Origin of the sequence: Oceaniferula spumae (assembly GCF_042849255.1) — a bacterium.
Classification (GTDB): Bacteria; Verrucomicrobiota; Verrucomicrobiia; order Verrucomicrobiales; family Akkermansiaceae; genus Oceaniferula; species Oceaniferula spumae.
The window spans coordinates 2,582,751-2,606,888 of record NZ_AP026866.1 but is presented as its reverse complement, the minus strand read 5'-3'; the positions used below and the strand labels follow the sequence as shown (position 1 = coordinate 2,606,888).

At 53.3% G+C, this 24,138-nt stretch carries 23 protein-coding genes; 16 read left to right on the top strand and 7 right to left on the bottom strand.

Annotated elements, in window-relative coordinates; all coding sequences use genetic code 11:
* Window positions 1-67: 67 nt before the first annotated feature.
* The 4 genes from ACSPJT_RS10720 to ACSPJT_RS10705 all read left to right on the top strand — a co-directional run bounded on the left by ACSPJT_RS10720 (window position 68) and on the right by ACSPJT_RS10705 (window position 2,385).
* The gene (locus tag ACSPJT_RS10720) at window positions 68-589 is read left to right on the top strand and encodes a ferritin-like domain-containing protein (RefSeq protein ID WP_435892546.1); all 522 of its coding nucleotides are present in this window, start codon (window positions 68-70) and stop codon (window positions 587-589) included.
* A gap of 51 nt (window positions 590-640) precedes the next feature.
* Window positions 641-808: a DUF1328 domain-containing protein gene (locus ACSPJT_RS10715; RefSeq protein ID WP_435892545.1), complete on the top strand. Its 168-nt coding sequence runs from the start codon at window positions 641-643 to the stop codon at window positions 806-808.
* 154 nt (window positions 809-962) lie between these two features.
* Entirely contained in the window at window positions 963-1,874 is a 912-nt protein-coding gene (locus ACSPJT_RS10710; protein ID WP_435892544.1) for a mechanosensitive ion channel family protein, read from the top strand.
* On the top strand, window positions 1,867-2,385 hold the full coding sequence (locus ACSPJT_RS10705) for an MgtC/SapB family protein (RefSeq protein WP_435892543.1): 519 nt from the start codon (window positions 1,867-1,869) through the stop codon (window positions 2,383-2,385). The genes ACSPJT_RS10710 and ACSPJT_RS10705 overlap by 8 nt, the downstream gene beginning before the upstream one ends.
* A gap of 90 nt (window positions 2,386-2,475) precedes the next feature.
* On the opposite strand, the gene ACSPJT_RS10700 is transcribed toward ACSPJT_RS10705, so the two are convergent.
* Complete coding sequence (locus ACSPJT_RS10700; RefSeq protein WP_435892542.1) at window positions 2,476-2,751, bottom strand: HU family DNA-binding protein; 276 nt, start codon at window positions 2,749-2,751, stop codon at window positions 2,476-2,478.
* Between the two features lie 231 nt (window positions 2,752-2,982).
* Here ACSPJT_RS10700 and ACSPJT_RS10695 point away from each other — a divergent pair, with 231 nt between their 5' ends.
* From ACSPJT_RS10695 to ACSPJT_RS10650, 10 genes are all read left to right on the top strand, one after another.
* On the top strand, window positions 2,983-4,362 hold the full coding sequence (locus tag ACSPJT_RS10695; protein ID WP_435892541.1) for a YiiX/YebB-like N1pC/P60 family cysteine hydrolase: 1,380 nt from the start codon (window positions 2,983-2,985) through the stop codon (window positions 4,360-4,362).
* 177 nt (window positions 4,363-4,539) lie between these two features.
* Window positions 4,540-5,469: a F0F1 ATP synthase subunit A gene (locus tag ACSPJT_RS10690; RefSeq protein ID WP_435892540.1), complete on the top strand. Its 930-nt coding sequence runs from the start codon at window positions 4,540-4,542 to the stop codon at window positions 5,467-5,469.
* 91 nt (window positions 5,470-5,560) lie between these two features.
* Window positions 5,561-5,758: an ATPase gene (locus ACSPJT_RS10685; RefSeq protein WP_435892539.1), complete on the top strand. Its 198-nt coding sequence runs from the start codon at window positions 5,561-5,563 to the stop codon at window positions 5,756-5,758.
* 122 nt (window positions 5,759-5,880) lie between these two features.
* Window positions 5,881-6,429: a F0F1 ATP synthase subunit B gene (atpF, locus tag ACSPJT_RS10680; protein WP_435892538.1), complete on the top strand. Its 549-nt coding sequence runs from the start codon at window positions 5,881-5,883 to the stop codon at window positions 6,427-6,429.
* A 41-nt stretch (window positions 6,430-6,470) separates the two neighbouring features.
* Complete coding sequence (locus ACSPJT_RS10675) at window positions 6,471-6,863, top strand: F0F1 ATP synthase subunit delta (protein ID WP_435892537.1); 393 nt, start codon at window positions 6,471-6,473, stop codon at window positions 6,861-6,863.
* Between the two features lie 44 nt (window positions 6,864-6,907).
* Window positions 6,908-8,428 (top strand): F0F1 ATP synthase subunit alpha, encoded by a 1,521-nt coding sequence (gene atpA / locus ACSPJT_RS10670; protein ID WP_435892536.1) that lies wholly within the window; start codon window positions 6,908-6,910, stop codon window positions 8,426-8,428.
* 54 nt (window positions 8,429-8,482) lie between these two features.
* Window positions 8,483-9,379 (top strand): ATP synthase F1 subunit gamma, encoded by an 897-nt coding sequence (atpG, locus tag ACSPJT_RS10665; protein WP_435892535.1) that lies wholly within the window; start codon window positions 8,483-8,485, stop codon window positions 9,377-9,379.
* Between the two features lie 65 nt (window positions 9,380-9,444).
* Complete coding sequence (atpD, locus tag ACSPJT_RS10660; protein ID WP_435892534.1) at window positions 9,445-10,911, top strand: F0F1 ATP synthase subunit beta; 1,467 nt, start codon at window positions 9,445-9,447, stop codon at window positions 10,909-10,911.
* Window positions 10,912-10,975: 64 nt separating this feature from the next.
* Window positions 10,976-11,380: an ATP synthase F1 subunit epsilon gene (atpC, locus tag ACSPJT_RS10655; protein ID WP_435892533.1), complete on the top strand. Its 405-nt coding sequence runs from the start codon at window positions 10,976-10,978 to the stop codon at window positions 11,378-11,380.
* A gap of 106 nt (window positions 11,381-11,486) precedes the next feature.
* On the top strand, window positions 11,487-11,828 hold the full coding sequence (locus ACSPJT_RS10650; protein ID WP_435892532.1) for a hypothetical protein: 342 nt from the start codon (window positions 11,487-11,489) through the stop codon (window positions 11,826-11,828).
* A gap of 94 nt (window positions 11,829-11,922) precedes the next feature.
* Here the strand turns inward: ACSPJT_RS10650 and proB are convergent, their stop codons facing one another.
* On the bottom strand, window positions 11,923-12,690 hold the full coding sequence (gene proB, locus ACSPJT_RS10645; protein ID WP_435892531.1) for a glutamate 5-kinase: 768 nt from the start codon (window positions 12,688-12,690) through the stop codon (window positions 11,923-11,925).
* A 229-nt stretch (window positions 12,691-12,919) separates the two neighbouring features.
* Window positions 12,920-13,345 (bottom strand): DUF5069 domain-containing protein, encoded by a 426-nt coding sequence (locus ACSPJT_RS10640; RefSeq protein WP_435892530.1) that lies wholly within the window; start codon window positions 13,343-13,345, stop codon window positions 12,920-12,922.
* Between the two features lie 131 nt (window positions 13,346-13,476).
* Here ACSPJT_RS10640 and pheT point away from each other — a divergent pair, with 131 nt between their 5' ends.
* Window positions 13,477-15,879, top strand: coding sequence for a phenylalanine--tRNA ligase subunit beta (pheT, locus tag ACSPJT_RS10635; protein WP_435892529.1), 2,403 nt, complete (start codon window positions 13,477-13,479; stop codon window positions 15,877-15,879).
* Between the two features lie 968 nt (window positions 15,880-16,847).
* Here pheT and ACSPJT_RS10630 read toward each other — a convergent pair.
* Both ACSPJT_RS10630 and ACSPJT_RS10625 read right to left on the bottom strand, forming a co-directional pair.
* Window positions 16,848-17,702: a hypothetical protein gene (locus tag ACSPJT_RS10630; RefSeq protein WP_435892528.1), complete on the bottom strand. Its 855-nt coding sequence runs from the start codon at window positions 17,700-17,702 to the stop codon at window positions 16,848-16,850.
* The gene (locus tag ACSPJT_RS10625; protein WP_435892527.1) at window positions 17,692-21,147 is read right to left on the bottom strand and encodes a pilus assembly PilX family protein; all 3,456 of its coding nucleotides are present in this window, start codon (window positions 21,145-21,147) and stop codon (window positions 17,692-17,694) included. Before ACSPJT_RS10625 ends, ACSPJT_RS10630 begins: the two co-directional genes overlap by 11 nt.
* 652 nt (window positions 21,148-21,799) lie before the next feature.
* Here ACSPJT_RS10625 and ACSPJT_RS10620 point away from each other — a divergent pair.
* The gene (locus ACSPJT_RS10620) at window positions 21,800-22,510 is read left to right on the top strand and encodes a PEP-CTERM sorting domain-containing protein (protein WP_435892526.1); all 711 of its coding nucleotides are present in this window, start codon (window positions 21,800-21,802) and stop codon (window positions 22,508-22,510) included.
* A 78-nt stretch (window positions 22,511-22,588) separates the two neighbouring features.
* Here ACSPJT_RS10620 and ACSPJT_RS10615 read toward each other — a convergent pair whose 3' ends face one another.
* Complete coding sequence (locus tag ACSPJT_RS10615) at window positions 22,589-23,017, bottom strand: Fur family transcriptional regulator (RefSeq protein WP_435892525.1); 429 nt, start codon at window positions 23,015-23,017, stop codon at window positions 22,589-22,591.
* Window positions 23,018-23,071: 54 nt separating this feature from the next.
* Window positions 23,072-24,088, bottom strand: coding sequence for a Holliday junction branch migration DNA helicase RuvB (ruvB, locus tag ACSPJT_RS10610; protein ID WP_435892524.1), 1,017 nt, complete (start codon window positions 24,086-24,088; stop codon window positions 23,072-23,074).
* Between the last annotated feature and the right edge of the window lie 50 nt (window positions 24,089-24,138).

Sequence of the window (24,138 nt, the reverse complement as noted above, 5' to 3'; positions counted from 1 at the left end):
GGGTAGGAGAGCTTGATTTTATAGCTAAGAAATCATCTGGCATGTTACCTGCAATGTTGATGTTGATATGAAACCAATCACCAAAGAACTCCGAGAAAAACTTATCGATTTACTACAAACGGCGTATTCAGCGGAATTGGAGACAGTGGAAAATTATCTATCATGGTCAATCAATCTTGACGGACTGCACGCTCAGCGTGTCAAAGATATGCTGGCTGCCGATATCGAGGACGAGATGGGTCACGCTAAGGCATTGGCCGAAAGAATCTATGTGTTAGGTGGCATCGTGCCAGGTAGCATGCAGCTGCACAAGAACCAGCGGTATCTCCAACCGTCCCCTGATAAGTTAGATCTCATTCATGTGATCCGCGGAGTGGTCACCGCAGAGGAATCAGCAATCCAACATTACCGTCTGATCGCAGAAATGGCGGAAGGTGCGGATCTACCTACCCAAGATTTGGCCATCCGTCTTCTCAACGACGAGGAAATGCACCGTCGCGAATTCGCAGGAATGCTTCGTGAAGTTGAGGATCGTGAGATCGCTTCCGGTCGTATGCAGGAAGAGGAGAAGCGCTCGCTTACTTATTAATCTGTTTCCGTCCCGGTAGAAACCAACTCGAACCATTTACCTAACTGTACCATGTTAAACTTAGCCATCACCTGCCTCGTTATCGCTCTCATTGCGGGCATTCTGGGATTTGCCGGACTTGTCGGCGCAGCCGTGGGGATCGCAAAGATCTGTTTCTATATCTTCATCGTTCTCTTCATCCTGTCGGCTATCAGCCACATGATGCGAGGAGCAAAATGATAGAGCTATATGAACTGTGCGCTAGGTAGCGCACCTATCCGATTTTTCACACACATACACACACAACCCAGCGTCCGTCTCTGCTTCGTAAGCATCGGGCGCTGGGCACTCTATAAATTACACAACACACAATCTAACACACACTATCAACATTATGTCTGAAGCAAAAGAAGTCATCCTCAACTCCCTCATGAGTATTTGGGAGGGAACGTTAGAACGCGTGCCATTTCTGGTCGGTTCTGTCGTTGTATTAATTCTAACGTGGGGAGTCGCAGCCATGGTCAGCAAGGCGATGCACTCCGCGCTGGGTAAGTTTGCTTTCAGAGATTCATTGGTGCAGCTTCTCTCGCGCCTTGCTAAGACCGTGGTCTGGATCATCGGTGTGGTCGCAGCAGCGATGATTGTTTTCCCTGGGCTGACGCCGTCGAAAGCACTCGGCGCGGCTGGTCTGGTGTCTGTCGCAGTGGGTCTGGCCTTCAAAGACATTTTCCAGAACTTTTTTGCCGGCGTGATGCTGCTGTGGAAGTTTCCCTTTGAAGAAGGAGATATGATTGAGTGTGGGGATGTCTGCGGTCGTGTCAGAAGCATCGAGCTGCGTCACACCCAGATTCAAGACACATCGGGGGAACTTATTGTCGTTCCTAACTCCAAGCTTGTTACCGAACCAGTTGAAGTGCTGACTTACGGTAAATTGAGACGTATAGAAATGGGCGTGGGTGTCTCCTATGACACCGACGTGGCCGAGGCAAAGGCAGTGATCCAAAAAACAGTCGATAGTCTGGAAAAAGCTGATGCCGACAAGGGTAACAAGGTGTTACCGAAAGAATTTGGCGCCAGCAGCATCGATTTCGAAGTCCTGTTTTGGGCCGGATCCCAGCCCATGGAGCAGCGTGAGGCGAAAGCCGAGGCTGTGGAGAAAATCAAGGCGGCTCTGGATGATGCCGGTATTGAAATCCCATTCCCATACAGAACACTCACATTCAAAGAACCTTTGACGACGCTTCTGGAGCGCCAGTCCAAGGATCAGGATAACAGCGACAAAGAGAGAGAGGAGGCAGATGATTGATCAAATCGCATCGGACCCCGGACTCCTTGCCATTCCCGCGGCTTTGGTGACTGAGTTTAATCCGGCCGGGGTGTGGAGGAATCTGTGCATGCTCGGCATTGCCTATCTCCTGTCACTACCGATCGGTTGGGATCGAGAAAAAACAGCTCGTTCCGCAGGAATCAGAACATTTCCCTTAGTCGCCGTCTCTTCCTGCGCGTTTGTGCTGATGGCAGTCGATATGGAAAATCAGGTGAACGGCGAGATTTTCTCCCGTGCCTACAGTGGTATTATCACCGGCTTGGGATTTCTCGGTGGTGGAGTGATTTTAAAACAATCCAAGAAGGTTCACGGCATGAGCACTGCTGCCGCCATTTGGCTCACCGGTGCCCTCGGTGTGGCGTGTGCACTGGAACGGTATGAAAATGCCGTCGCCTTGGCTTTGGTCTGCTATCTTTCCCTGCGTTTTGGCAAGGTGGTCAATGGAGGCGAGGAAGCCAATTCAGAGGAGTCCAGGCAGGCGGACAGCTAATTCCATGCGAATGGCTGGATTCGTGAGCAAAAAAAAACCCGCGTCACCATCAGGCGACGCGGGATTGTTAATGATTAGGTTAAAGGAGCCCTAGAGGGAGCCTTTGAGGTTGGAAGAAGCTTTGAAGCCAACAGTCTTGGAGGCTTTGATTTTCATTGCTTCGCCAGTTTTTGGGTTGCGGCCCATACGTGCTGCGCGCTTCTTGACTTCGAAAGTACCAAAACCAATGAGTTGGACTTTGCCATCTTTCTTAACGCCTTTCGCAATGCATTCAAGCACGGCTGCAAGAGCATCTTCTGCACAACGCTTAGTGGCGTCTTTCCCAAGGGTTTTCTGAATTGATTCGACGAGTTCGGATTTGTTCATAACGGTGATTTTTTGACACTGACGGATGCTTATGTAAAGTTAATTAATTCTCTATTTTTCCTCGGTGGAGCTTGACTTCCAGCTTATTTTTGCTTGCCGACACTGGGTCGAGATCGGTCGAAAAGCTTGGTTTTATCGCAAAGTCGACATGTTAGATTATGTTAGGTTGGCGTGTGTTCCTGTTGAACTGGTGCATTGACGAAGTCAGACGGATGTGAGAAAACATGATTTATGAAGGAAAGCAGAGTTGCTAATGTGGCGCAGTTAATTCGCTCTGCTGCACGGTCTGTTAGATCGATCGCTCCCGCTATGCCGTTGCGCGATGAAATGGCACAAGAGCTGGCGGATGCTGCAGCTGCTGAGGCGCGTGGATATTTCCTTCCCGATGAAGATGAGCGAATCAGGGAGATTTTTGTTCGCTATCTGACTGTGCGTGCTGCTTTGTTAGAAACGGTGGACTCCATTCAGGTGATATTCGACCACATGGACGGTGCCGAGGCTGGTTCGGTGGCGGATGACTTGTGGCGGCAACGCTTGCAGGCATTCATCGTAGGATTCACAGCCGCGACCATGCTTGTGCGATCAGCGACATTCATCGTGGATCTGGCGACGGATAAACCGGTGGTCTGGAAAAAGCTCGATGAAGCCGAACCGCGTTACGGGATTCCAACGAAGAGCTACACACGGATCTACAAAAACCTGGTGTCATCTCGTCGGATGTGGCGTTTCCACGAATCCCTGATGTTTTACGAAGTTCACAAACAGGACGTGGCTGAGCTGGCGGCGGATCCGATTGTTGGTGGGCTGGTGGCAATACTCCAAGTGGAAGAACCATTTTTACAATACCGCAAACGCGACTACCTCAAACGGAAATGGGATTACCGATTGCATTCGTTCAAGCGTCGGCACGTTTCCGGATATAAGAAGGTGATGTTTCATCTGCTCAAGTTGAGCGGCAGTGCCGTGGCGGAGCTGAAGCAGCCGTTCGGAGTTTTGTCGAAAACGGCACCGCGCCGGATGCCGGGCCAGCTGAAACGCGTCACTCGAGAGGTGGTCGAAACCGTGGGAGCCATGCTTAGGCCGGGAGATGTCTTCGTGACCCGTCACGATGATGCGATGAGTAATCTGTTTCTGCCCGGATTCTGGCCACACGCTGCATTATATATAGGCAGTTTGCAGGAAAGGGGAGATCTGGGGGTAGCGGCACCACCAGAGGATGGTCGCTGCATGGAGCTGATCCGTTTTTTAGAGGCCAAAAAAGACGGTGTGCTCTTCCGCCCGCTGGAGGAAACCTTGAGGGTGGATGCCTTCATGGTGTTGAGGCCGAAGCTTGCTGTTCGCGAGCTCGCCGAGGCTCTGTCTCGGGCGATCAGTCACGAGGGGAAACTCTACGATTTCATCTTTGATTTCCGCAAATCCGATCGGCTGGCCTGCACGGAGGTGGTTTACCGCAGCTACCACGGAATCGGTCCGGTCCATTTCGAGCTGAAACGGCACACTGGCCGACCCTGTATTTCCGCCGAGGATCTCATCGAGCAGGCGCTGGGTTCGGGGCATTTTGAAAAAGTCATCGACTACGGAGTGGAGGAAAATGTCATCAGGGTATTTTGATGCCGAAAATGACACCCAAAATAGGTGGAATTGATACGGAATCCTAGAGCGATGGGGGATGGAGCGCGGCCGACTGTGGGAGTTGCTATGTTCTTTTTCTCCAATTAGTTAGGTATTGGTGTCATGACTTTGTGAAAAATTTCACAAATAGGCTTGCGCGCGATTCGCCAACACGATATGTCCCCGCCGCCCGATCAAAGTATCGGCACCGTATTCATGGCTCAGATCTCAAAAATACGCGCGGTTTTACCTGCGATTTTCCTCCTGCTTTTCTCAGGGGCGGCATCAGCTGCTGCCGGACACCAGCTTCCGCTATACTCGCACTCACCGTTTGAGGGCACACCCTTTTTCTGGGTAACCAACTCCATGATCATGGTCTGGATGGCAGCCGCTCTCATCTTCGCGTTCTGCAAAGTGGCTACCGGTAAGATGAGCATCGTGCCCACAGGTTTTCAAAACTTCGCCGAGTGGCTGATCGAGAGTCTTTATAACTTCTTCGGCAACATCCTTGGCGATCACCTTGTTAAGCGCACCTTCTGGTTCTTCGGCGGCACCTTCCTGCTGATTCTCACCGTCAACTACCTCGCGCTTCTGCCTGGTGTGGGCACCATCACTTACGAAGATGCTGAAGGCCATGTGCAAGGACTTCTGCGCGGAGGAAATGCCGACCTCAACATGACCGCCGCCATGTCACTGACTTTCGCAGTGCTCTGGTTCTACTGGGCGTTCACCGAGAATGGTGCCAAAAACTTCTTCGCCCACATTTTTGCCCCTAAGGGTGAATTCAAAGGCGGTATGCTCGCCGGTATGGTGGTCATCTTCTTCCTCGTCGGTATTCTCGAGGTTATCTCCATCGCCATCCGCCCTGTCGCCCTCAGTTTCCGTCTCTTCGGTAACATCTACGGTGGTGAGCAGACCCTCGGTGGCCTGATGGCTCTCGTGCCGAAATACCTCGCCTTCCTTCCAGCGCTGCCGTTCTACTTCATGGAGCTGCTGGTGGGTCTCATCCAAGCTCTTGTGTTCACCCTCCTCAGTGCGGTGTTCCTGAAGCTGATCTGCGATCACGGTGACCACGATGATCATCACGACGAAGAGCACGCTCACTAAAAAATTTATACACTTTTGGAAGTCTGACCATAGGCAAACCGTGGGGGCTACCGAAAACAACAAAAACCAAACCAACTAACCAACTAATATTATGTTTACTAAAGGATTCGCAGTAGCACTCGCAGCCCTCGGCGGCGGACTCGGAATTGGCATCCTCGGCGCAAAAGCCGCTGAAGCAACTGGCCGTAACCCAGGTGCAGCCACACCAGTTCTTACCATCGCTATTATTCTTGCAGCACTTATCGAGGGTATCTTCATCCTCACCGCCTTCGCTGTTAACTTCGGTTAATTCGCGTAGCTGGAAAAATTACCGGGTGCCGCACGGAGGGATACTCTCTGCGGCACCCATCTCCACTTTCCTCTCTCTTCCGTCCACCAAGGATTCACCTTTTCCAACCTCATCACAATATTATGTTTCCCGTCTATCTAGCAGCAGCCGAAGCAGGTGCAGACGCAGCCAAGTCCGGCTTGCTCGAAACTTTCCGCGTGGACTGGCCTTACTTCGCGGCCCAGTTCATCAACTTCATTATTGTGATCTTGGTGCTCAAGAAATTCGCATTCGGCCCGATTCAAGCCATGCTTGAGCAGCGTAAAAACCGCATCGCCGAAGGTGAAGAAAAGCTGAAGCGCATCGAGCAACAACTTGCCGATAGCGAGAAGCACACCCAAGAGGCCATCGATGCCGCCAATGCCGACGCCCAACGCCTCATCACCGAGGCCAAGGAAAGCGCAGCCGCCATCTCCGAGAAGAAGGCCCAGGAAGCCATCGCCTCCGCCCAGAACATCCTCGCCAAGGCTGAAGAAGCTGCCAAGGCCGAGCGCAACGCCATGCAGGCCGAGCTCAAGAAGGAATTCGGCCGTTTGGTCACCGCAACCACCGCCACCGTCACCGGCAAGGTTCTCAACGACGACGACCAGAAGCGCATCAACGAAGAAGCGCTCGCCACCGTGGAAGGTTAATAACACGGATCACTTCACACTGATCACCGCACACTTTAAACATGAAAGTTTCCAAGGACGCCGCCCGCACCGCACGTCGGATTTTTAGTCTCTGCTCTCCGCATGGACGGATCGACGAGGCCAAGATGCGCACGGCCATCAAGCTGATCGCGGAAAGAAAGCCCCGTGACTACCGCGCGATCCTTCACTCGTTGCACCGCCTCATCCGCATTGACGAGGAAAGCCGCAAGGCTCTCGTTGAAAGCGCTACTGAGCTGGAAACCGCCAGCCGTGTGCGTCTCGAAACTAACCTGATTGATAAATACGGTGACGGACTCTCTTTCACCTACAAGGTCACTCCCGAACTCCTCGGTGGTGTCCGCATCCGCATCGGCAACGATGTCTTAGACGGCTCCGTCCAGGCCCGCCTCGACCGCCTCGCCAACGCCTTCTAATCATTTCCAAACTTCAAAACTAACAACTTCAAACTACAAACGCTATGAGCAGCATCCTCCAGGAACTTGAACAACAAATCGCCAACGTCTCTTCGACAGTTGAAAAAAGCAACGTCGGCATCGTCCGTGAGACCGGTGACGGTGTGGCCAAAGTCGAAGGCCTCAGCGACGTCCAGCTGAACGAGATGATCGAATTCCCCGGCGGTCTCATCGGTCTTGCCCTTAACCTTGAAGAAGGCGAAGTCGGTGTCGTATTCCTCGGTTCCGGACTTCACATCAAAGAAGGCGACGAATGCCGCACCACTGGTAAGCTACTTTCCGTTCCTGTAGGAAACGCACTGCTCGGTCGCGTAGTTGACACTCTCGGTGATCCAGTAGATGGCAAAGGCGAAATCGAAGCCACTGATCGCTACCCTGTAGAAAAGATCGCCCCCGGCATCATTAAGCGTAAGTCGGTTTCTGTGCCACTTCAGACCGGTATCGCATCCATCGACGCCATGATCCCAATCGGTCGCGGTCAGCGTGAGCTGATCATTGGTGACCGTTCCACCGGTAAGACCACCATCGCCGTGGACACCATCATCGCCCAGGCCAACCAGAACCGCGAAGCCGCAGCAGGACACAAGCCAGTGCGCTGCGTCTACGTTGCCATCGGTCAGAAACTCTCTAACGTTACTCGTACCGTTAAGACTCTTGAAGAAGCAGGCGCCATGGAAAATACCATCGTTGTCGTAGCATCCGCTTCTGACTCCGCTGCCTCCCAGTTCCTTGCTCCATACGCAGGCTGCGCCATGGCAGAATACCTCATGGACCAGGGCGAGGACGTGCTCATCGTTTATGATGATCTCTCCAAGCAAGCTGTTGCCTATCGTCAGGTTTCTCTCATTCTCGGTCGTCCTTCCGGACGTGAAGCTTACCCTGGTGACGTTTTCTACCTGCACTCCCGCCTTCTTGAGCGTTCCGCTCGTCTTTCGGATGCCATGGGTGGAGGTTCCATCACCGCGCTGCCGATCATTGAGACCCAGGCTGGTGACGTTTCCGCATACATTCCTACCAACGTGATTTCCATCACCGACGGTCAGATCTTCCTCGAAACTGACCTTTTCTACCAAGGTATCCGCCCTGCGATTTCCGTCGGTCTCTCCGTTTCTCGTGTGGGTTCCGCCGCGCAGACCAAGGCGATCAAAAAAGTCGCTGGTACTACCAAGCTCGACCTCGCCCAGTTCCGCGAACTTCAGGCATTCGCCCAGTTCGGTTCCGATCTCGACGAAGGCACCAAGAAGAAACTCGATCGCGGTGCTCGCATCGTTGAGCTCTTCAAGCAGAACCAATACTCACCGAAGTCCATGGCGATGGAGGTGGCAGTGCTCTGGTCCATGCAGAACGGCTACTTCGACGATGTTGAAGTTGAGCGCGTCAAGGAATGCCAGGACGCCCTTGAGACCTACATGGCAGAACGCAAGTCCGACGTCCTTCAGGACATCGCCAACGAAAAAGCCATCACAGACAGCATCCTCGAAAGCCTTAAAACCGCTATCGAAGACTTCAAAAGCTCTTGGAAGTAATCAGCGAAGCTGACCACACCGCCCAACGTCCACTGACTACCGCCCACCGAAAACATGGCTAACCTACGTGACATCCGCCGCCGCATTAAGTCGGTCAAGAATACCTCGCAGATCACCAAGGCGATGGAACTTGTCGCTGCGGCGAAGATGAAAAAAGCCCAGAACCAGGCAGTGGCCGGGCGTGAATACGCTGATTCACTCAATGAAGTTCTGACCAACCTCAAGGATAACACCGAAGAGGAATCCCATCCGTTGCTCGAGCAACGCGAGGGCGGCAAGGAGCTGATGCTCGTCATCTCCACGGACAAAGGACTCTGCGGTGGTCTGAATACCAACCTGCTGAAAAAAGTCCGTGCCACCGCTGGCAAGAACTGCGATTACATCACCGTCGGCCGCAAGCTGCGCATGCAGATTGCCAAAGCCGGAGGTAACCTGATTGCCGATTGGCACGTGGGTGATCCTGTTCCATTCAACGATGCCAAACCCATCGCCAAGTTCGTCACCGAGAAATTCCTCGAGGGCGACTACGATCGCATCAGCGTGGCATTCAACAACTTCGTTTCCACCCTGCGCCAAGAGCCATGGGTTAGCCAGCTTCTGCCGATCGAGGCCGACACCTTGGCTGAAAAACGCGCCTACGAGGGCGTAGGACAAGGAACTTCGAAGGAGACCGATAAGGTTTCAGCCTTGAGCAAAGACTACCTCTTCGAGCCAAGTGCCGAGGGTGTGCTCGATAAACTCTTGCCCCTCTACATTAACTTCCAGGTCTACCAGATGTTGGTTGAGGCCCGCGCCTCTGAGCACTCCGCACGGATGGTCGCCATGAAGTCCGCCACGGACAACGCCAAGAACATGATCAAGGACCTCACCCTTGAGTATAACAAACTCCGTCAGGCCGCGATCACCGCCGAGCTTCTGGAAATCACCACCGCGATGAAAGCAATGGAGTAGTCTTAAACTCCAATTTCCACGCATTACTTCAAATTTTAAACTGTAACTTCAAACTAAACACCACCATGTCCAACCAAGGAACAATCGTCCAGATCATCGGCGCCGTCGTCGATGCCGACTTCTCAAAAGCTGCCAAGCTCCCTGACATCTACAACGCCATCGAGCTGAACTACGATCTCTTCGGCGTACAAACCAAGCTCGTACTCGAAGTGCAGCAGCACCTCGGTGACGGCTGGGTTCGCGCAGTTGCGATGAGCACCACTGAAGGTCTTAAGCGTGGCATGACCGTGACAGACACCGGTGCCCCAATCGCCGTTCCTGTTGGCGAGCAAGTTCTCGGCCGTATTTTCAACGTGACTGGTGACCTGGTGGACGAAAACGTGCCACTGGCCAACCCTGACCAACGCGCCCCCATTCACCGCGCCGCTCCGTCCCTGACCGAGCAGTCAGCAACAACTGAAATTCTCGTCACCGGTATCAAGGTGATCGACCTCATCTGCCCGCTAATCAAAGGTGGTAAAGGTGGTATGTTCGGTGGTGCTGGTGTGGGTAAGACCGTGGTTATCATGGAGCTCATCAACAACATTGCGAAGGCACACGGTGGTTACTCCGTCTTCGCCGGTGTGGGTGAGCGGACTCGTGAAGGTAATGACCTTTACTGGGAAATGATCGAATCCGGCGTTATCGCCGTTGAGCAGGACGACAACGGTCATCCCAAGCTCGATGAAAACGGCAACCCTGTCCTCAAGGACGGATCCAAAGTTGCCCTTTGCTACGGCCAGATGAACGAGCCTCCAGGCGCCCGTCTCCGTGTGGCCCTCTCCGCTCTCGCCATGGCAGAAAACTTCCGTGACGAATCCGGACAAGACGTTCTTCTCTTCGTGGATAACGTGTTCCGTTTCTCCCAAGCCGGTTCCGAGGTGTCCGCACTTCTTGGCCGCACACCTTCCGCTGTGGGTTACCAGCCAACACTCGCCGAGGAAATGGCCGGTCTTCAGGAGCGTATTACTTCTACTACAAAAGGTTCCATCACATCCATTCAGGCCGTTTACGTTCCTGCGGATGACTTGACTGACCCAGCCCCTGCAAACACCTTCGCTCACCTTGACGCCACTGTGGTGCTTGAGCGTTCCCTCGCTGAGCAGGCCCTCTTCCCAGCGGTTGACCCACTGGCATCCAACTCCAAGGCACTTGCCCCAGAGGTGGTTGGCGAAGAGCACTACCGCGTTGCCCGTGGTGTTCAGCAGACTCTGCAGCGCTACAAGGACCTTCAGGACATCATCGCGATTCTCGGTATGGACGAACTTTCCGATGAGGATAAGCTCACCGTGTTCCGCGCTCGTAAGATTCAGCGTTTCCTTACCCAGCCGTTCCACGTGGCCGAGGTCTTCACCAACGTTCCTGGCGTGCTCTGCACCGTCGAGGACACCGTCAAAGGCTTCGCCGAAATCCTCGACGGCGAACACGACTCCGTGCCTGAAGGTAACTTCTACATGAAGGGCTCCATCGACACCGTTGATCTCGGAAAATAAACAGCCGTCCCAAGCGGTTCAAGTTTCCCATTTCCCAATACCAACTTCCTGATTCCTAACCACAATGCTTCATCTCGATATCGTCACCCCGGAGAAAAAGATCTTCTCCGATACCGTGCAAAACGTTTACATCCCTTCCTCCGAGGGTGAGATGGGCGTTCTCGAGCTGCACGCCGCCCTGGTGACTCCTTTGGAGCCAGGCGAACTGCGCTACCTCAAAGACGGCAAAGAGGAACACCTCGCTGTTGGTGAGGGATTCGTCGAGGTGACTCAGGAAAAAGTGACCGTGCTCTGTGACCTCGCCATCGCCGGTGAGGACGTCAACGAAGCCGCAGTGGAAAAAGCCATGGCCCGCGCCAAGGAAGCCCTTGATAACGCCGAGCACGAAGCCGACGTGGACATCGCAGCCCTCCAGGCCATCATCGCCAAGTCCACCGCCCAGCTCAAGGTCAAGCGCCGCCATCACTAACAATCACTGTTAGTCGGCCAAACAAATCAAAACAAACCCCCGTGCGATTTACCGCACGGGGGTTTTTTGTGGCCTAGAAGTTTCCGTTCGTGTAAGTTGGGAAACTATGAAAATCCTCGCCATTATTTGTTTGTTGTTAGGTTTAAGCGCGCTCGGAGCTGCTTTGTATTGCCATATGCAGGTTATACCTGACATGGAAGGTATCGATCGGATGACAAGAGGCATGGATCTCGATGACCCGAGGTATGCACCGGCCAGGGCACTTTGGTTTCAACGTGAATCACTCAAGACCACCCTCGATGTCATCACCTTGATAGGTAGCGGTCTCGGCCTGATAGGTGGAATTTTTGCAGGTGTTAAAAAAGCCAAACTTGGCTGGATTGCAGCCGTCATTTCTGTGATCGCACTCGTGGTAGGTTTGCTGCAAAGCACGCACATGTTTTCCTAATCGGCCACTTACTGGCTGATTAGCACACTGATCATGTGGATCTAGGTGATATCGTGACGCACGCTAGGTAGTCGGCGTCTTTGACTTCGTGTGACTATTTTTTCACCGTGAAGCGGGTGCAGATGCCACCGCCAGCGAGGATATCTTTCAGTCGCTCGGGTTCGCGTCCGTTGGCGATGCATGTTTCAATGCCTGAGCCGACAGCGCGTTTCACCGCCAGAAGTTTGGCCTGCATGCCGCCCATGGACATGCGGGCGGTTTCATCCTCGGCAAAGTCCATCACGGAATCGATATCGTCCACTACGGGAATCACCTCCCCGCCGATGTCGCCTGCACCATACAGTCCGTCGATGCTGGAAAAGATGATCAACTTATCGGCTTTGACCAACTCCGCTACACGAACTGCGAGCATGTCGTTATCGCCTACACAGTAGTTGTGGAAGGCCACACTGTCGTTCTGGTTGACAATGGGCACCACCGCAGGCTCATCGAGCAGTCGCTGCAAGGTGGCCTTGGTATTGCCGCGGCGTTCTTCATCGCGGAAATCGTCTGCCGTACGCAGTAACTGGGCGACGTTGATGCGGAAGTGGGCAAAGAGGTTTTCGTAAGCATGCATCAAGCGGGTCTGCCCGACTGCGGAAACGGCCTGTTTGGTAGCGAGTTCTCTGGGATACTCGGTCAGTCCAAAGGCGGTGATGCCGGCTCCCACTGCACCACTGGATACCAGGATGCATTTTCCATGCGATCCCACGTTCTGGGCAATGGCATTGACGAGACGTAACAGCGCTGCCCCATCCAAGGTGGCATCTTCCGCTCTGGTGAGCACTCCTGTTCCTACTTTGATAACAATAATTTGGTCCACGAATAAGTTAATTGAGTTAAATCCCGCTATCGTTGTGGTCGCAGACGAACGGTAAAAGAAAGGGTAAGGATCTTCCAACGATGGTTGCCTGTTCAGGGCATCACACTCAGTATACTCAACCGGATGTGAAATTTGTCTGCGGCCAATTACGGCTGGGACGCCTCAAGCTTTAACGAGGAACTGGATATGACAAAGGGAAATCCAGAATCTTTCTGTCATTGGACCCGATTTAGGCCCGACTTTCGTCAAATTCGATCAAACCGAAGATGGTATCGACCCCAGCCGGTGGGTCCGTATCGGGAAAATACTTGCGGATGGCATACTTGAATCCCCGCTCCATCGCCGTGCCATCCTTGCCCAGCTCGGGTGCGAGTTCGTTCCATGAGTCTCTTTTGGCAGGGAAATCGTCCACCACCTCTTCCAGCCACGTCGCCAATGCGGTATCGTCTTTCCCTGGGACCGCCTCAGTCACCTGATCAAAAGATAACCCGAAGTGGCCGAGAAATTGCCCATCCGTGCCAAGCTTGTGACCGAGCACGCCGCTGTAATCCTCTGGCAGATCACCGTCCTGATACAGCCGGACTTTATCAATCAGTCGAGCCCAGAACATGGTGTCGGCCACAGAGCGGTCATAGGGTGAGCGCAGATTTATCATGCCTCATTGAAAACCATACCGAGTCTGATGGCAGCAATAATTTTACTGTAAAAACCCACCGTTCTGTGGTCAAACCACCCGCGCCAGAGGCACCACCGCCTACGGCCAACTTACTACCGTCCACTGAACTCATGAACGTCTCACTCAACTGGCTCAACGACCACCTCGATCTCTCCCACATGTCCCTGCAGGAAATTGATGACCTGCTCACCTTCGCGGGCGTGGAAGTGGAGGGGATTGCGTCCAAAGGCGTGCCGTCGGAAAAAATCGTTGTCGCCCAGGTGAAATCAGCCGAGCAACATCCGGATGCCGATAAGCTCAAGGTCTGTATGGTGGACGCCGGTGAAGACGAGCTGCGACAGATCGTCTGCGGTGCCAAGAACTACAAGGTAGGAGATAAAGCCCCCTGCGCACTGCCAGGTGCCGATCTAGGTGGTGGTTTCATGATCAAGGAAGGCAAGCTCCGAGGAGTCGCCTCACTAGGCATGCTTTGCGCCGCCGGTGAAATCGGCATGACCGACGTGGAAGACGGCCTAATGATCCTCCCTAAAGACTCTGAAATCGGTAAACCTCTGCAGGAAATTTTCGACGCAGACACCATCATCGAAGTGGAGGTCACTCCTAACCGACCCGACCTGCTTTCCCACACCGGCATGGCCCGCGAGCTGGCCGCCCTAGCAGGAATCGATCGCAAAAAGCCTGAGATCCCCGCTGCGGAAACCTCCGGCGCTGGCGATCTGATCAAACTCAACGCCACCGACTCCTGCCCGTACTACACCGCAGTAAAAATCTCCGGTGTCAAAGTCACCGAGTCACCCGAGTGGCTCAAGACCAAACTCGAAGCCATCGGTCTGCGCCCGATCAATAACGTCGTCGATATCACCAACTATGCCCTGCACGAGCTCGGCCATCCGCTGCACGCCTTTGATGCCGCCAAGGTCGAAGGCGCTCTCGACATACGCATGGCCGCCAAAGGCGAAAAGTTCAAAGCTCTCGACGAGGAGGAATACACTCTCGATGCGGAGGACGTAGTGATCTCAGACGCATCCGGCAAAGCTCTCGCGCTCGGCGGCATCATGGGTGGCCTCGATAGCGGCGTCACCGAGTCGACCACAGACATCATTCTCGAGTCAGCCTACTTCACACCATCGAAAATCCGCCGCAGCTCACGTCGCCTCGCGCTCAGCTCGGACTCCTCCTATCGCTTCGAACGCGGCAGCGATCCTCAGGCCGTTCTAACATCCTCCGCCTTCGCTGCAAAATTGATCACAGAGCTTGCCGGAGGAAAAATCGAAGGAGCCACAGCCGTAGCTGGTGAAGTGCCTGTTCTCACCGGAACGGTCGATCTGGATACCGCTAAGCTCGACCAGTTAATGGGCGGCTCCATTTCCTTGGCAGATGCCGAAGGAATTCTGACTCGCTTGGGTCTCGAAAAACTTGAAGGCTCAAGCTGGAAAATCCCCAGCTATCGTCTCGACCTCCCGCGCCATATCGACCTCGTTGAGGAAATCGCCCGAGTGCATGGTCTCGACAACGTTCCATCACGTTTCACCGGCACCTTCGCGCATGAGAGCGAAGTGGACTCGGCCTATGACTACCAGATGTCGCTCCGCAAGACACTCACCGGTCTCGGTTTCTATGAAACCCAGACGATCAAGCTGATCGCCGAACGCTCAACGGATGCCACCGTTGCTCAGATGGACACCGCTCTGCCAGCAAGACCACTGCAGGATGGAGACATCGTTCGTGTCGCGCTGCCGCTTTCCGAGGACCACGCGATCATGCGTCCTTCTCTAACACCTGGTTTGGTGGCAACGGCCGCCAGAAACATTCGCCAGGGAGTGAAATCGCTGCGTTTCTTCGAGATCGGTCGTCAATTCCGCAATGCCGGGGGAGGCAAGGCCAAGGATATCGAGGCCGACTCGCTCGCCCTGCTGATGGGAGGGGACTCTGACCCATCCGGATGGTCTTCTAACAGTAAGGCCATAGATGCCTTTGATATCAAGGCTGTCATTGAATCCCTGCTCCCTAACAGGCTGGTGCAGTTTTCACCACGCGAACGTGAGGGCTTCATTCTCTCGGCCGATATCCTCTGCGAAGGAAAGCCAGTGGGTGCCTTTGCCCAGCTCAGCCCGGCGAAGTGTCGGGAGTTAGGATCTAACACACCAATCTATCTAGCCGAGTTGGAGCTGAAGAAGTGTCAGCAGCTTGGCACTGGTGCAACTCAGGTGGATGAGCTGCCCCAGTTCCCTGGATCGAGTCGTGACGCTGCAATGGAAGCTCCTGTTTCCATGCCGAACGCCGATATTGAGAAGGCGGTTAAGAAGCATAACGAAATGCTGTTAGTGTCCTACGCTTGCTTTGATCTGTTTACTGATCCCACAGGCGAGAAGCTTCCTGCGGACAAAAAATCCATCGCCTACACCTTCCATTACCGTTCTCCCGAGCGCACGATGAAGGCGAAGGAAGTGGACGATGCCCACCAGAAGCTGCTTGCCCATCTGGCTAAGACCTTACCGATTACTTTCCGTTAGGAAGGACCGTAGCAGGCGTTATACATGGCTGGGAAGCCAGTGGTTTGTTGCTGATTGTGTCGGTGATTAGTAAATCGGTGCCGCCGTGCCGGATAGCTGTGGGCCGCTAAAAGATCATCTTGAAGGATGGTTGCATGCTGATTTCTCAGTTCTGCGGCTCTCTAACTGATCCTTCCTGTTATGGAAGATGAGTGATCGATCAGGCTGGATAATCGACCCTTTTCGAGCCTCTGAAAGCAGTGGAATTGCCATAAATTATAAAAAACACACTTTAAGGGGGTGTTTGAAGGAGGCGATACGCTACTAAAAATTGATTTTATACCCCTCGTGAAGCCCCAAATATCAACGAATTACATTTTTTATCACATTAAACAGCAGAAAGATGTTTACATTTATAAAAAGTCATCATAATCTGGCTTCAGCAAGTGAGACGACCCCAACGACGAACTTGCTACCCAATCCCCCAGGACAAGACCACCCCCCCAAAGCTGACGCTGCTCTCTTGCAACCGACGCTCCCCAAAAGTCGGTTGAGTCCTTGGTAATAACCACAAACCCAAGGATACCAAGAGAACACAGTTGCAAGCTTTTCTCCCAATCATCCCCAAGTCTACAACCCCCAACAAAAACCCCAAACCCCTCCTCCCCAAGGAATCCCCCAAAAACCCCCTAGGACAGACAAAGTTCCCCCCCAAAGAACGGAGTCACATCCAAAACCCCACTGACAAACGTTCCCTCCCCAAGGAAACACCCCCCAAAAAAAAACCCCACAACGGCAGACGTTCCTCCCCAAGGAAAACAGCCAAAGGCCCCCAGCCCCGTTAAATAGCCCGCTTTCTCCAATCCCCTCCGGAGAAAAGCGGGTTTTTCGCGTTATGAAACGCTAAGAAAATATGGGGAAACACGAGCGGTCATTAGCTATGTTTTCGCCCGAGCCTCGCCCGCAGGCCAGTGGTCTGAGAGATGCGATTACTCTACATCCGAATCCGTGTCTCTGGGTTGGCGGAGACTTTTGTCGCGACGTAGCACAGCGACTTGTAAATGCCCACCTCTTGATCCAGAGCCTGAAACGAAAAAGGAAGAGCGACTATGCAGGATGATCATCTGCACTTGCTCTTGTGAATTGATGCGGATGACGTTGCTTTCCTGAATCTTCCATTTGCCTTTTTTAGGGTACGCCAGCAGGTAGTTGATCGTGTTACTACCGTTTTTGGGTTTGATTTGCTTGGCCCTGGTGGGTTCTAACAGCATGGCTTTCTTACCGTCGAAACGGAGAGAAACCTTGTGGTTGCAGAAGTTGTGAACCCTCATCTGGCCTTCGGGTAATTTGACAGGGTCGTCGTTGATGACGAAGGCGCGGTAGGTTTCGTTCTCCGCTTTCGCCAGCAAGATAGTGATGTGGCGGGCGTTGGGAGGGACGACAGCTAGGGCAACGAGTTCAGGGTTCTTTTCCCTGCGCTTTTCGATGGCTTTGGAGATGCTGTCTTTTTGCCCTACCTTGAGATCTGGGTTCTGTTGTCGTGGAAGTGGGATCAGTTCATCCTCCTGTTCTTCTTCCTGACCCGGCCTGCGAGATGTTTTGAATACCTGGGAAATTTCGATGATTCGACTTCCTCGGTAGCGCACAGTCTTGTTGTAGCGAAATGCCAAGGCACTGACTGCAGGTCCGCTTTTGCCTATCTTGAGACCGGGTATTTCCTCCCCGATGGAGACAAGGTCGACTCGGGTGGTGACCTGTGGCTCGGATTCCTGCTGAGCGAAACAAACTCCCTGTGTCAGGAGCATCAGCCCGATAGCGGTAGATCTGATTGTGTTAAATTTCATTTTGAGAGAGCCAGCGGAATGTGGTGATGATGAATTGACGGCCATATTTTGTATTCAATGGGAGGAGGGTCTCGCTATCGTGTTCGGGCGGATTGGTAGGGTCGATGTAGTTTGGTGTGCGCTGGACAATCGCTTCGCACCACGCGCGGGCGCGGACTTCGCCAGTATTTGAATCCACGGCTTCACCGTAGGCACGGATGCGGAATGTATCGGAGCGAACTGCGACGGCTTGACCGATCGTTTGTAGGATATCGGCCTGGGTCAACCAGCCGGGAATACCGGTGGAGCGGTTGCCTTGCTCATCACGATATTGATCGTCAATGAGCATTGGACGGTCGGATAGGATGGATGCGACCGTTCCGGGGTTAAGGTCGGCGCTACGTGGAGCCCACACTGGCTCGGGGCCAGGATTCGACATTCTAGTGGGTCTGCCTCCATCGATGTCACTGCGGGGGAAGTTGCCTGTTTTCTGGAAGTTGACTTTATCTTCCTCAAGATCGATGTCGGCGAGCGCGGTCTGTGAGCGGTCTGGTGTGACCGTGAGACCGGAATCATCGATGGCAGCCTGCAGTGGGCCAGACCGGCTGAGTTCCTTGTTTTGGTCAAGCGGTGACAGTGTCCGGTTGATGAAATGAGCAAGGGAGGTAAATGGTCCACGGAGACGAACTTGGCGAACGATATGGTCAGCCAGATTCTCAATCTCCGTATCAGTTAGACGGCGATAGCCAGACCAGGAATCTGCTTCGTCGCCCGTGGGTGGAGTTGTGGCGGCCGATGTTTGTTCGAGACTGCGGGGGAAAAATGCACCAGCGTTATTAGCGGCACCGTCTCCAGGGTGTTTTAGGTGACGCGAGGCTGACAGCAGCGCAATCCATGCGTCTTTGTTCGTGGAATTCAAGTTGAATGCGCCACGGACACCGAGCTGGCTGGCGACCTTTTGCGGATCCCTAAGAAGTGATTCATCGGAAACGAAGATAGGTGCGAGGTTAGGGTTTTCTGGCTCGGGAGTTCCGGAATTGGGCACCGTCGATAGGAAGTATTTGTCCCACATCGTAGCATTCAGAAGATAGGACATATCGTAGTAATTGTGCTGCGATGGTGTGGCGCTCGTAACCGTGCGGACATAATAGTCAGTGCGTTGCTCGATCGCGAGACTGCGTTTCACCATCGGAGTGGCATAGGAGTTACCCAAAGCATTGCCAGGTTGTAGCGAAACCGAGACAGTTTGATCGTCAGCCGTCAGGTCTGCGTGTTGAAGCTGGCCAAGAGAGAAGAGTTTCCTTGGGAAAGAAAACAGAACGGTCTTCTCAGCAGCAAAAGGAGATCTACCCCATGGCAGCGGATCAATGGCGAGGTTTCGAGTGAAAGCGCTGCCTGTGTCCCCACCGGGTGGGTTGAATGGCAGCTGGGCAAAGCTGTTCTCACTGATGCCGAAGTAGGGCGGTGGGTTGTAGCTGGTGATCGGTGCCTTGTAGTGATCGGCACGCACGTTAAAGTCAGCGAATGTCCGCAGCGTAGAGCCACCGACTCCAAGATCACCTGGAGCGGGCAGGTAACTAGCGTAATCCCCACCTGGCTGGCTGAGCTGGAATGTGTAGAGCTGGAGAGGGAATGGTCTTCTGATACGCTCAGCCCAGTATTTGTTCATGTAGCGGGTGGTTTGTCTGAAGAAGCCGTTATCGAGTTCGAAGCTCTTGATTCTTCTCAAGAGTGTGCCGCTGGTGCCGCCGGTCCGTAGCTCGACAGTCATCTGCGTGGTGTTTGTAGACTCACGGACATCAAGTCGTTTTGATCCGGTGGTGAGATCGTATCTTGGGGTATTTTTCTGGATGATGGAGTGGTCGAAATTCGTTGCATCAACACTGGAGAACGGCACGAGGTCGATCTCGATGCGGGCGGTTCCCCATGGTCGTTCAACGGCCTGACCAATGGTGTAAACACGCGCTTCCCCAGGAGGGAGAACGTTGGCAGGTATACGCAAGATGGCATTGTTCAAGCATGCTGGTGAACCGGTGTTAAATGGCAGGAAGGCGCAGGTAGTGCGAAGGTCCCAGATGCATGAGGGCCGAACGTTGCCAGGTGAATCACTAGTAAATTCAAGCTCCAATGGACTGTCCCAACGCAGCGGGTAGGGATAAGGGTTGGCCACGGATACGGCGATCTTAGTGGCGGGGAAAATCTGATAAATATTATCGCTGATATGATGCACCTTGGCCCCGAACAAAGCGCGGATGTCCGTCAAGAGGGGGGCGATGGTGATGTTATTCGTAGAACTCTCGGCAGACTGAACAAGAAGCTCTGGAGTGCCGGTTCCGAGGTTTTTACCTACATCATAAAAATCCTTGAGTTGTTTCCATTTTGGCCCGGTGATGTCTGGGGCGATGGTGGTGGGGATGATGTTTTCATTGGCGGCGGGGGCCCCGGGAAATGCAGCGGAGGCAGGAAAACCGTTTTCCAGATAATGGCTGAGATCTATTTTTGTTCCACCTGACAGGGAGTTGGTCGCAAGACCGATGCTGTAAGGCGTGGCGGAGTGGAATGTTCGTTGCATCGGCGCTCCGCGGAGTGAAGCCGCTGCGAGTTCCATGCCGCGATCACTGATCACTTTGTCTAGGGTCGCATCTTGTCCGGGCTTGGGGTGATCCTGGTAATTGGCGACAGAGGTCCATGAGCCACGGCTGGACATGAGATCCTCATAGCGCGCGATGTCGTTGGCGGCGTAGTCAGCGCGGATGTTATTGCGTGTTTTAATGCCTTCGTCGCCCACCCACCAAGCATAGCGGCCTTTGATTTTGCCGTCCTTGCTGATGTTGACGATCGGGGCAGTGACGTAATCGGTAATTCCTACAGCGTCAGGCGGTCCGACGGTATTCTCACCGACCAAGACCACGGCAGTAGTTTCATCAGCAGTGCTTCCTGACGCAGTCACTGCCACGTTTGAATCAGATGGAAGAGGATCAACGCCGCTCACGAGCCAATCGACATGTTCTGCCGAGGGGGTCACGGTGTAGATGGTTTCGCCAGGATCCGTAGAGCGGTTTTTCCATACGCCGGTCCAGTGGCGTGTGCCGTTCAGGACAGCGCTTAGCCCTTTGTCGGCTCCGTCATGAGATACGTTATTTTGTGGGGCGGAGCCAGCGGGTAGCGTTGAGCCATCGGTATTGGCTGCCATGTTGGCGGAAGCGGTAATCCGTTGATCTGGGCCTGCAGTCGTCTGGAGCTTTGCGATGGCTTCCATGAGTGCCAAGCGTGCATTGTTTTGTGCCTCGATGTAGGCGCTATTACCTGCGGACGAGCGCTGTTCAATGGTGGCTAAGCTAAGCATCGCCAATGCAATCATCACCAGCAGAACCATGACCGATATGGTGGCAATCAAGGCAAAGCCGGGCGCGGTTGCGTGTTTGGGAGACTCCGAGGGATTGGTGGATGGTTGGATGTATCTCATGTGGGTAGGTGATGTGTGAGCATCGATAATGTTTGAGTCCGTGCTGGTCAGTTCGCGAGGTCGCTGCTGATCGCGGGATGAATTAGAAACATGGAAATAATAAGAGATTCCACGCTGTGTATATACAATGTGTATCTAAATAGGGTAGGCGTCAAGGTTCTAATCTCAGCACAGGAGGCATTCAGCGATACCAAGTGTCATACTATGACACATGAATGAAAATCGTTTGAAAGATGAGGCTATCTGATGAGTAGTGTGGATCAATTGGTATTTGGAGGTTGAAAGGGTATAAAATTAACCCAGTTTGGCTACAGGTGATGAATGTCGCACCAGATGGTGGCTCTTTTTAAGGTTAGTATTGCTTAGGGCCATGCGCTCAGAATGTAGTAAAATAAACAGCTGCAGAGCCTAGTGAGGTAAGGTGACTAGTTGTGCATGCCGGAAGTTGAGTTCCATGTGTTCATCTAGCGAAAATATATGACGACGTATGATGTATATGATAATGGCGTGGTTTATAAACTGGCTTGGTAGGGTGTATTTTAGGATGGGTTTTTGACAAACACGAGCGCAGGTTTTTCTTCGGTAAAATAAACCATTGAGCGATAAAATAGACGATAGACCGTGTTTGTTCTGTTAGTTAACAGTCGTTCGTATGAAAAAAATTATATTACCACTGATAATCGCTTTTCCCTGTATGTTTACAGCACAGGCAGCGACGGTTTTGAATCTAGGAACTAACTTCGGAGGCCGCTTTGAAGTGCGTGACAATGGAGGAGTTGATTACACACCCGGATCGGGCGCCGGCTCGCTTGCGGGCGACAGAGGATTTAGAACCGACCGTGCTACGTTAGGGGATGATGGAAGCTCCAATGAAGAATTTCTCCAGGTATGGGCATTCGTGGTGACCACCGATTTTAAAACGGATCTTGACGCTGGAAATTCTGCGGTTTTAGCCTTCAATACTGGAGCGACTGCACTGAATGGAACTCCTTCTACAACAAGCGTTTATTTTTTGGGAATGGATGACAATGGTGCATCAAGTGTCAATGAAGCACGGGCAATTTCCGCTCTAGAGGGTTCTGCTGAAAGTTTGGGATCTTTTGCTTGGCCTGGCCTAAACCAAGATCAGTCTTTCAGTGTCAGCAATGCCCAACTGGCTGGCGCAAATGTGGGTGATCTCGTCTACTTCGCCCTGGATGGGGTGCTAAACACTGATGGTATTGGGCAGAGTTATAAACCTGCTTCCACAGTTGCTAACGAGAATGCTCTGGCAGGCATTACATTGACCACAGTTCCTGAGCCTAGTGCAGCTGCTTTGCTTGGCTTGGCTGGTAGTTTGGCGCTTCTACGCCGCCGGAAATAAATCTTCCAAGTTTTTATCTTCATTTTCAAAAGCTCTTCCTAACAAGGAAGGGCTTTTTTGTGGGCTGCGCTCCTTGTGTTAGGCAATGCACTTTGGGCAGGTGCCGAAGAACTCCAGTTCGTGATAGAGATTCTTATAGCCGGTGGTGAACTGGATTTCTTTTTCCAGCTCGTGCACCGGGCAGGGGGCGTTGATTGGCTCGATGCTGCCGCAGCTGGTGCAGATCAGGTAGTCGCGGTGTTGGCCGGGGACTAATAGGGCGAAATAGGCGGCGCGCTCGTGCAGTCCGAGACGGCGCACGATGCCTTTGTCGGCGAGCCGTTGCAGAAGCCGGAAGACGGTGGCTTTGTCACACTGGTTGGTCAGTCGCTCCGATTCCGCGAGTTCGGCCAGGGTCATGGGCCTGTCAGACTCTAACAGTGTGGTGATAAGCTCCTCCAATGCCTTTGTGCGGCGCAGGCCTTCGGCGCGGCAGCGTTCGATGATGGGATTTAGGTCAGTGGACATTGGTCAATGGATAAAATGGATCGGATTGAGGTCAATCCGACCACCGAGAGTGGCTTATAGGAGTTCCTGCTGGTTGGGATTCGGCGTTGCTCCAATCTTGGTGTAAGCGGCTGGCAGGGCGACACGGCCTCGAGGTGTGCGTTTGAGAAAGCCCTGCATGATGAGGAAGGGTTCGTGGACTTCTTCCAAGGTAGAGGCATCTTCTCCAATGGCAACGGCAAGTGTGGAGAGGCCGACAGGGCCGCCGTTGAATTTATAAATGGCAGCTTCGAGGATGCGTTTGTCCATTTCATCGAGGCCATCGCTATCGATTTCAATCATCGCCAGCGCATCGTTGGCGATGGGTGCGGTGATGGTGCCATCGGCACGCACTTGGGCAAAATCCCGGACCCAGCGGAGCAAGTTGTTAGCAATCCGCGGAGTGCCGCGTGAGCGGGCGGCGATTTCGGCGGCACCGTCGGGTTTGATGGAAACGTTGAGGAGTCCGGCAGAGCGGAGGATGATGTGGGCAAGTTCATCCGCAGTGTAATAATCTAACCGGTTTACCAAACCGAAACGCGAACGCAGTGGAGAAGTCAGCATGCCAGCTCGGGTGGTGGCACCGACCAGAGTGAACTTGGGAAGGTTGAGCTGAATGGTGCGGGCAGACGGGCCGGAGTCGATGATGATATCCAGCCGGTAATCTTCCATTGCTGGGTAGAGGTATTCCTCAATGGCAGGATGCAGGCGGTGGATCTCATCGATGAAGAGGATGTCGCCTTTTTGAATATTTGTTAGGATGCCAGCGAGGTCACCAGCTTTTTCGATCTGAGGTCCGGAGGTGGTGTGGAGTTGGGTCCCGGTGGAGTGGGCGATGATATTGGCCAGCGTGGTTTTGCCCAGACCCGGAGGGCCTGAAAGTAGGATGTGCTCTAACACATCATCGCGTCGCTGGGCGGCTTCGACCATTAGCATGAGGCGATCGGTGACTTTTTCTTGTCCCTTGAAGTCTTCAAACCCTGGAGGTCGTAGCGATTGCTCAAAAGCTTGGTCGGGCGCTTCATTCGCCTGCTGGTAGAGAGAGTCGGACATTGGGAACTAGGAAACAGGAACTGGGGAATGGGAGGTCGGGAAGAGTGTGG

What these genes read in the sequence shown, in the direction of transcription:
- ACSPJT_RS10720 (WP_435892546.1), top strand. Translation starts at nt 68, where the DNA reads ATGAAACCAATCACCAAAGAACTCCGAGAAAAACTTATCGATTTACTA.
- ACSPJT_RS10715 (WP_435892545.1), top strand. Translation starts at nt 641, where the DNA reads ATGTTAAACTTAGCCATCACCTGCCTCGTTATCGCTCTCATTGCGGGC.
- ACSPJT_RS10710 (WP_435892544.1), top strand. Translation starts at nt 963, where the DNA reads ATGTCTGAAGCAAAAGAAGTCATCCTCAACTCCCTCATGAGTATTTGG.
- ACSPJT_RS10705 (WP_435892543.1), top strand. Translation starts at nt 1,867, where the DNA reads ATGATTGATCAAATCGCATCGGACCCCGGACTCCTTGCCATTCCCGCG.
- ACSPJT_RS10700 (WP_435892542.1), bottom strand. Translation starts at nt 2,751, where the DNA reads ATGAACAAATCCGAACTCGTCGAATCAATTCAGAAAACCCTTGGGAAA.
- ACSPJT_RS10695 (WP_435892541.1), top strand. Translation starts at nt 2,983, where the DNA reads ATGAAGGAAAGCAGAGTTGCTAATGTGGCGCAGTTAATTCGCTCTGCT.
- ACSPJT_RS10690 (WP_435892540.1), top strand. Translation starts at nt 4,540, where the DNA reads ATGTCCCCGCCGCCCGATCAAAGTATCGGCACCGTATTCATGGCTCAG.
- ACSPJT_RS10685 (WP_435892539.1), top strand. Translation starts at nt 5,561, where the DNA reads ATGTTTACTAAAGGATTCGCAGTAGCACTCGCAGCCCTCGGCGGCGGA.
- atpF (WP_435892538.1), top strand. Translation starts at nt 5,881, where the DNA reads ATGTTTCCCGTCTATCTAGCAGCAGCCGAAGCAGGTGCAGACGCAGCC.
- ACSPJT_RS10675 (WP_435892537.1), top strand. Translation starts at nt 6,471, where the DNA reads ATGAAAGTTTCCAAGGACGCCGCCCGCACCGCACGTCGGATTTTTAGT.
- atpA (WP_435892536.1), top strand. Translation starts at nt 6,908, where the DNA reads ATGAGCAGCATCCTCCAGGAACTTGAACAACAAATCGCCAACGTCTCT.
- atpG (WP_435892535.1), top strand. Translation starts at nt 8,483, where the DNA reads ATGGCTAACCTACGTGACATCCGCCGCCGCATTAAGTCGGTCAAGAAT.
- atpD (WP_435892534.1), top strand. Translation starts at nt 9,445, where the DNA reads ATGTCCAACCAAGGAACAATCGTCCAGATCATCGGCGCCGTCGTCGAT.
- atpC (WP_435892533.1), top strand. Translation starts at nt 10,976, where the DNA reads ATGCTTCATCTCGATATCGTCACCCCGGAGAAAAAGATCTTCTCCGAT.
- ACSPJT_RS10650 (WP_435892532.1), top strand. Translation starts at nt 11,487, where the DNA reads ATGAAAATCCTCGCCATTATTTGTTTGTTGTTAGGTTTAAGCGCGCTC.
- ACSPJT_RS10640 (WP_435892530.1), bottom strand. Translation starts at nt 13,345, where the DNA reads ATGATAAATCTGCGCTCACCCTATGACCGCTCTGTGGCCGACACCATG.
- pheT (WP_435892529.1), top strand. Translation starts at nt 13,477, where the DNA reads ATGAACGTCTCACTCAACTGGCTCAACGACCACCTCGATCTCTCCCAC.
- ACSPJT_RS10630 (WP_435892528.1), bottom strand. Translation starts at nt 17,702, where the DNA reads ATGAAATTTAACACAATCAGATCTACCGCTATCGGGCTGATGCTCCTG.
- ACSPJT_RS10625 (WP_435892527.1), bottom strand. Translation starts at nt 21,147, where the DNA reads ATGAGATACATCCAACCATCCACCAATCCCTCGGAGTCTCCCAAACAC.
- ACSPJT_RS10620 (WP_435892526.1), top strand. Translation starts at nt 21,800, where the DNA reads ATGAAAAAAATTATATTACCACTGATAATCGCTTTTCCCTGTATGTTT.
- ACSPJT_RS10615 (WP_435892525.1), bottom strand. Translation starts at nt 23,017, where the DNA reads ATGTCCACTGACCTAAATCCCATCATCGAACGCTGCCGCGCCGAAGGC.
- ruvB (WP_435892524.1), bottom strand. Translation starts at nt 24,088, where the DNA reads ATGTCCGACTCTCTCTACCAGCAGGCGAATGAAGCGCCCGACCAAGCT.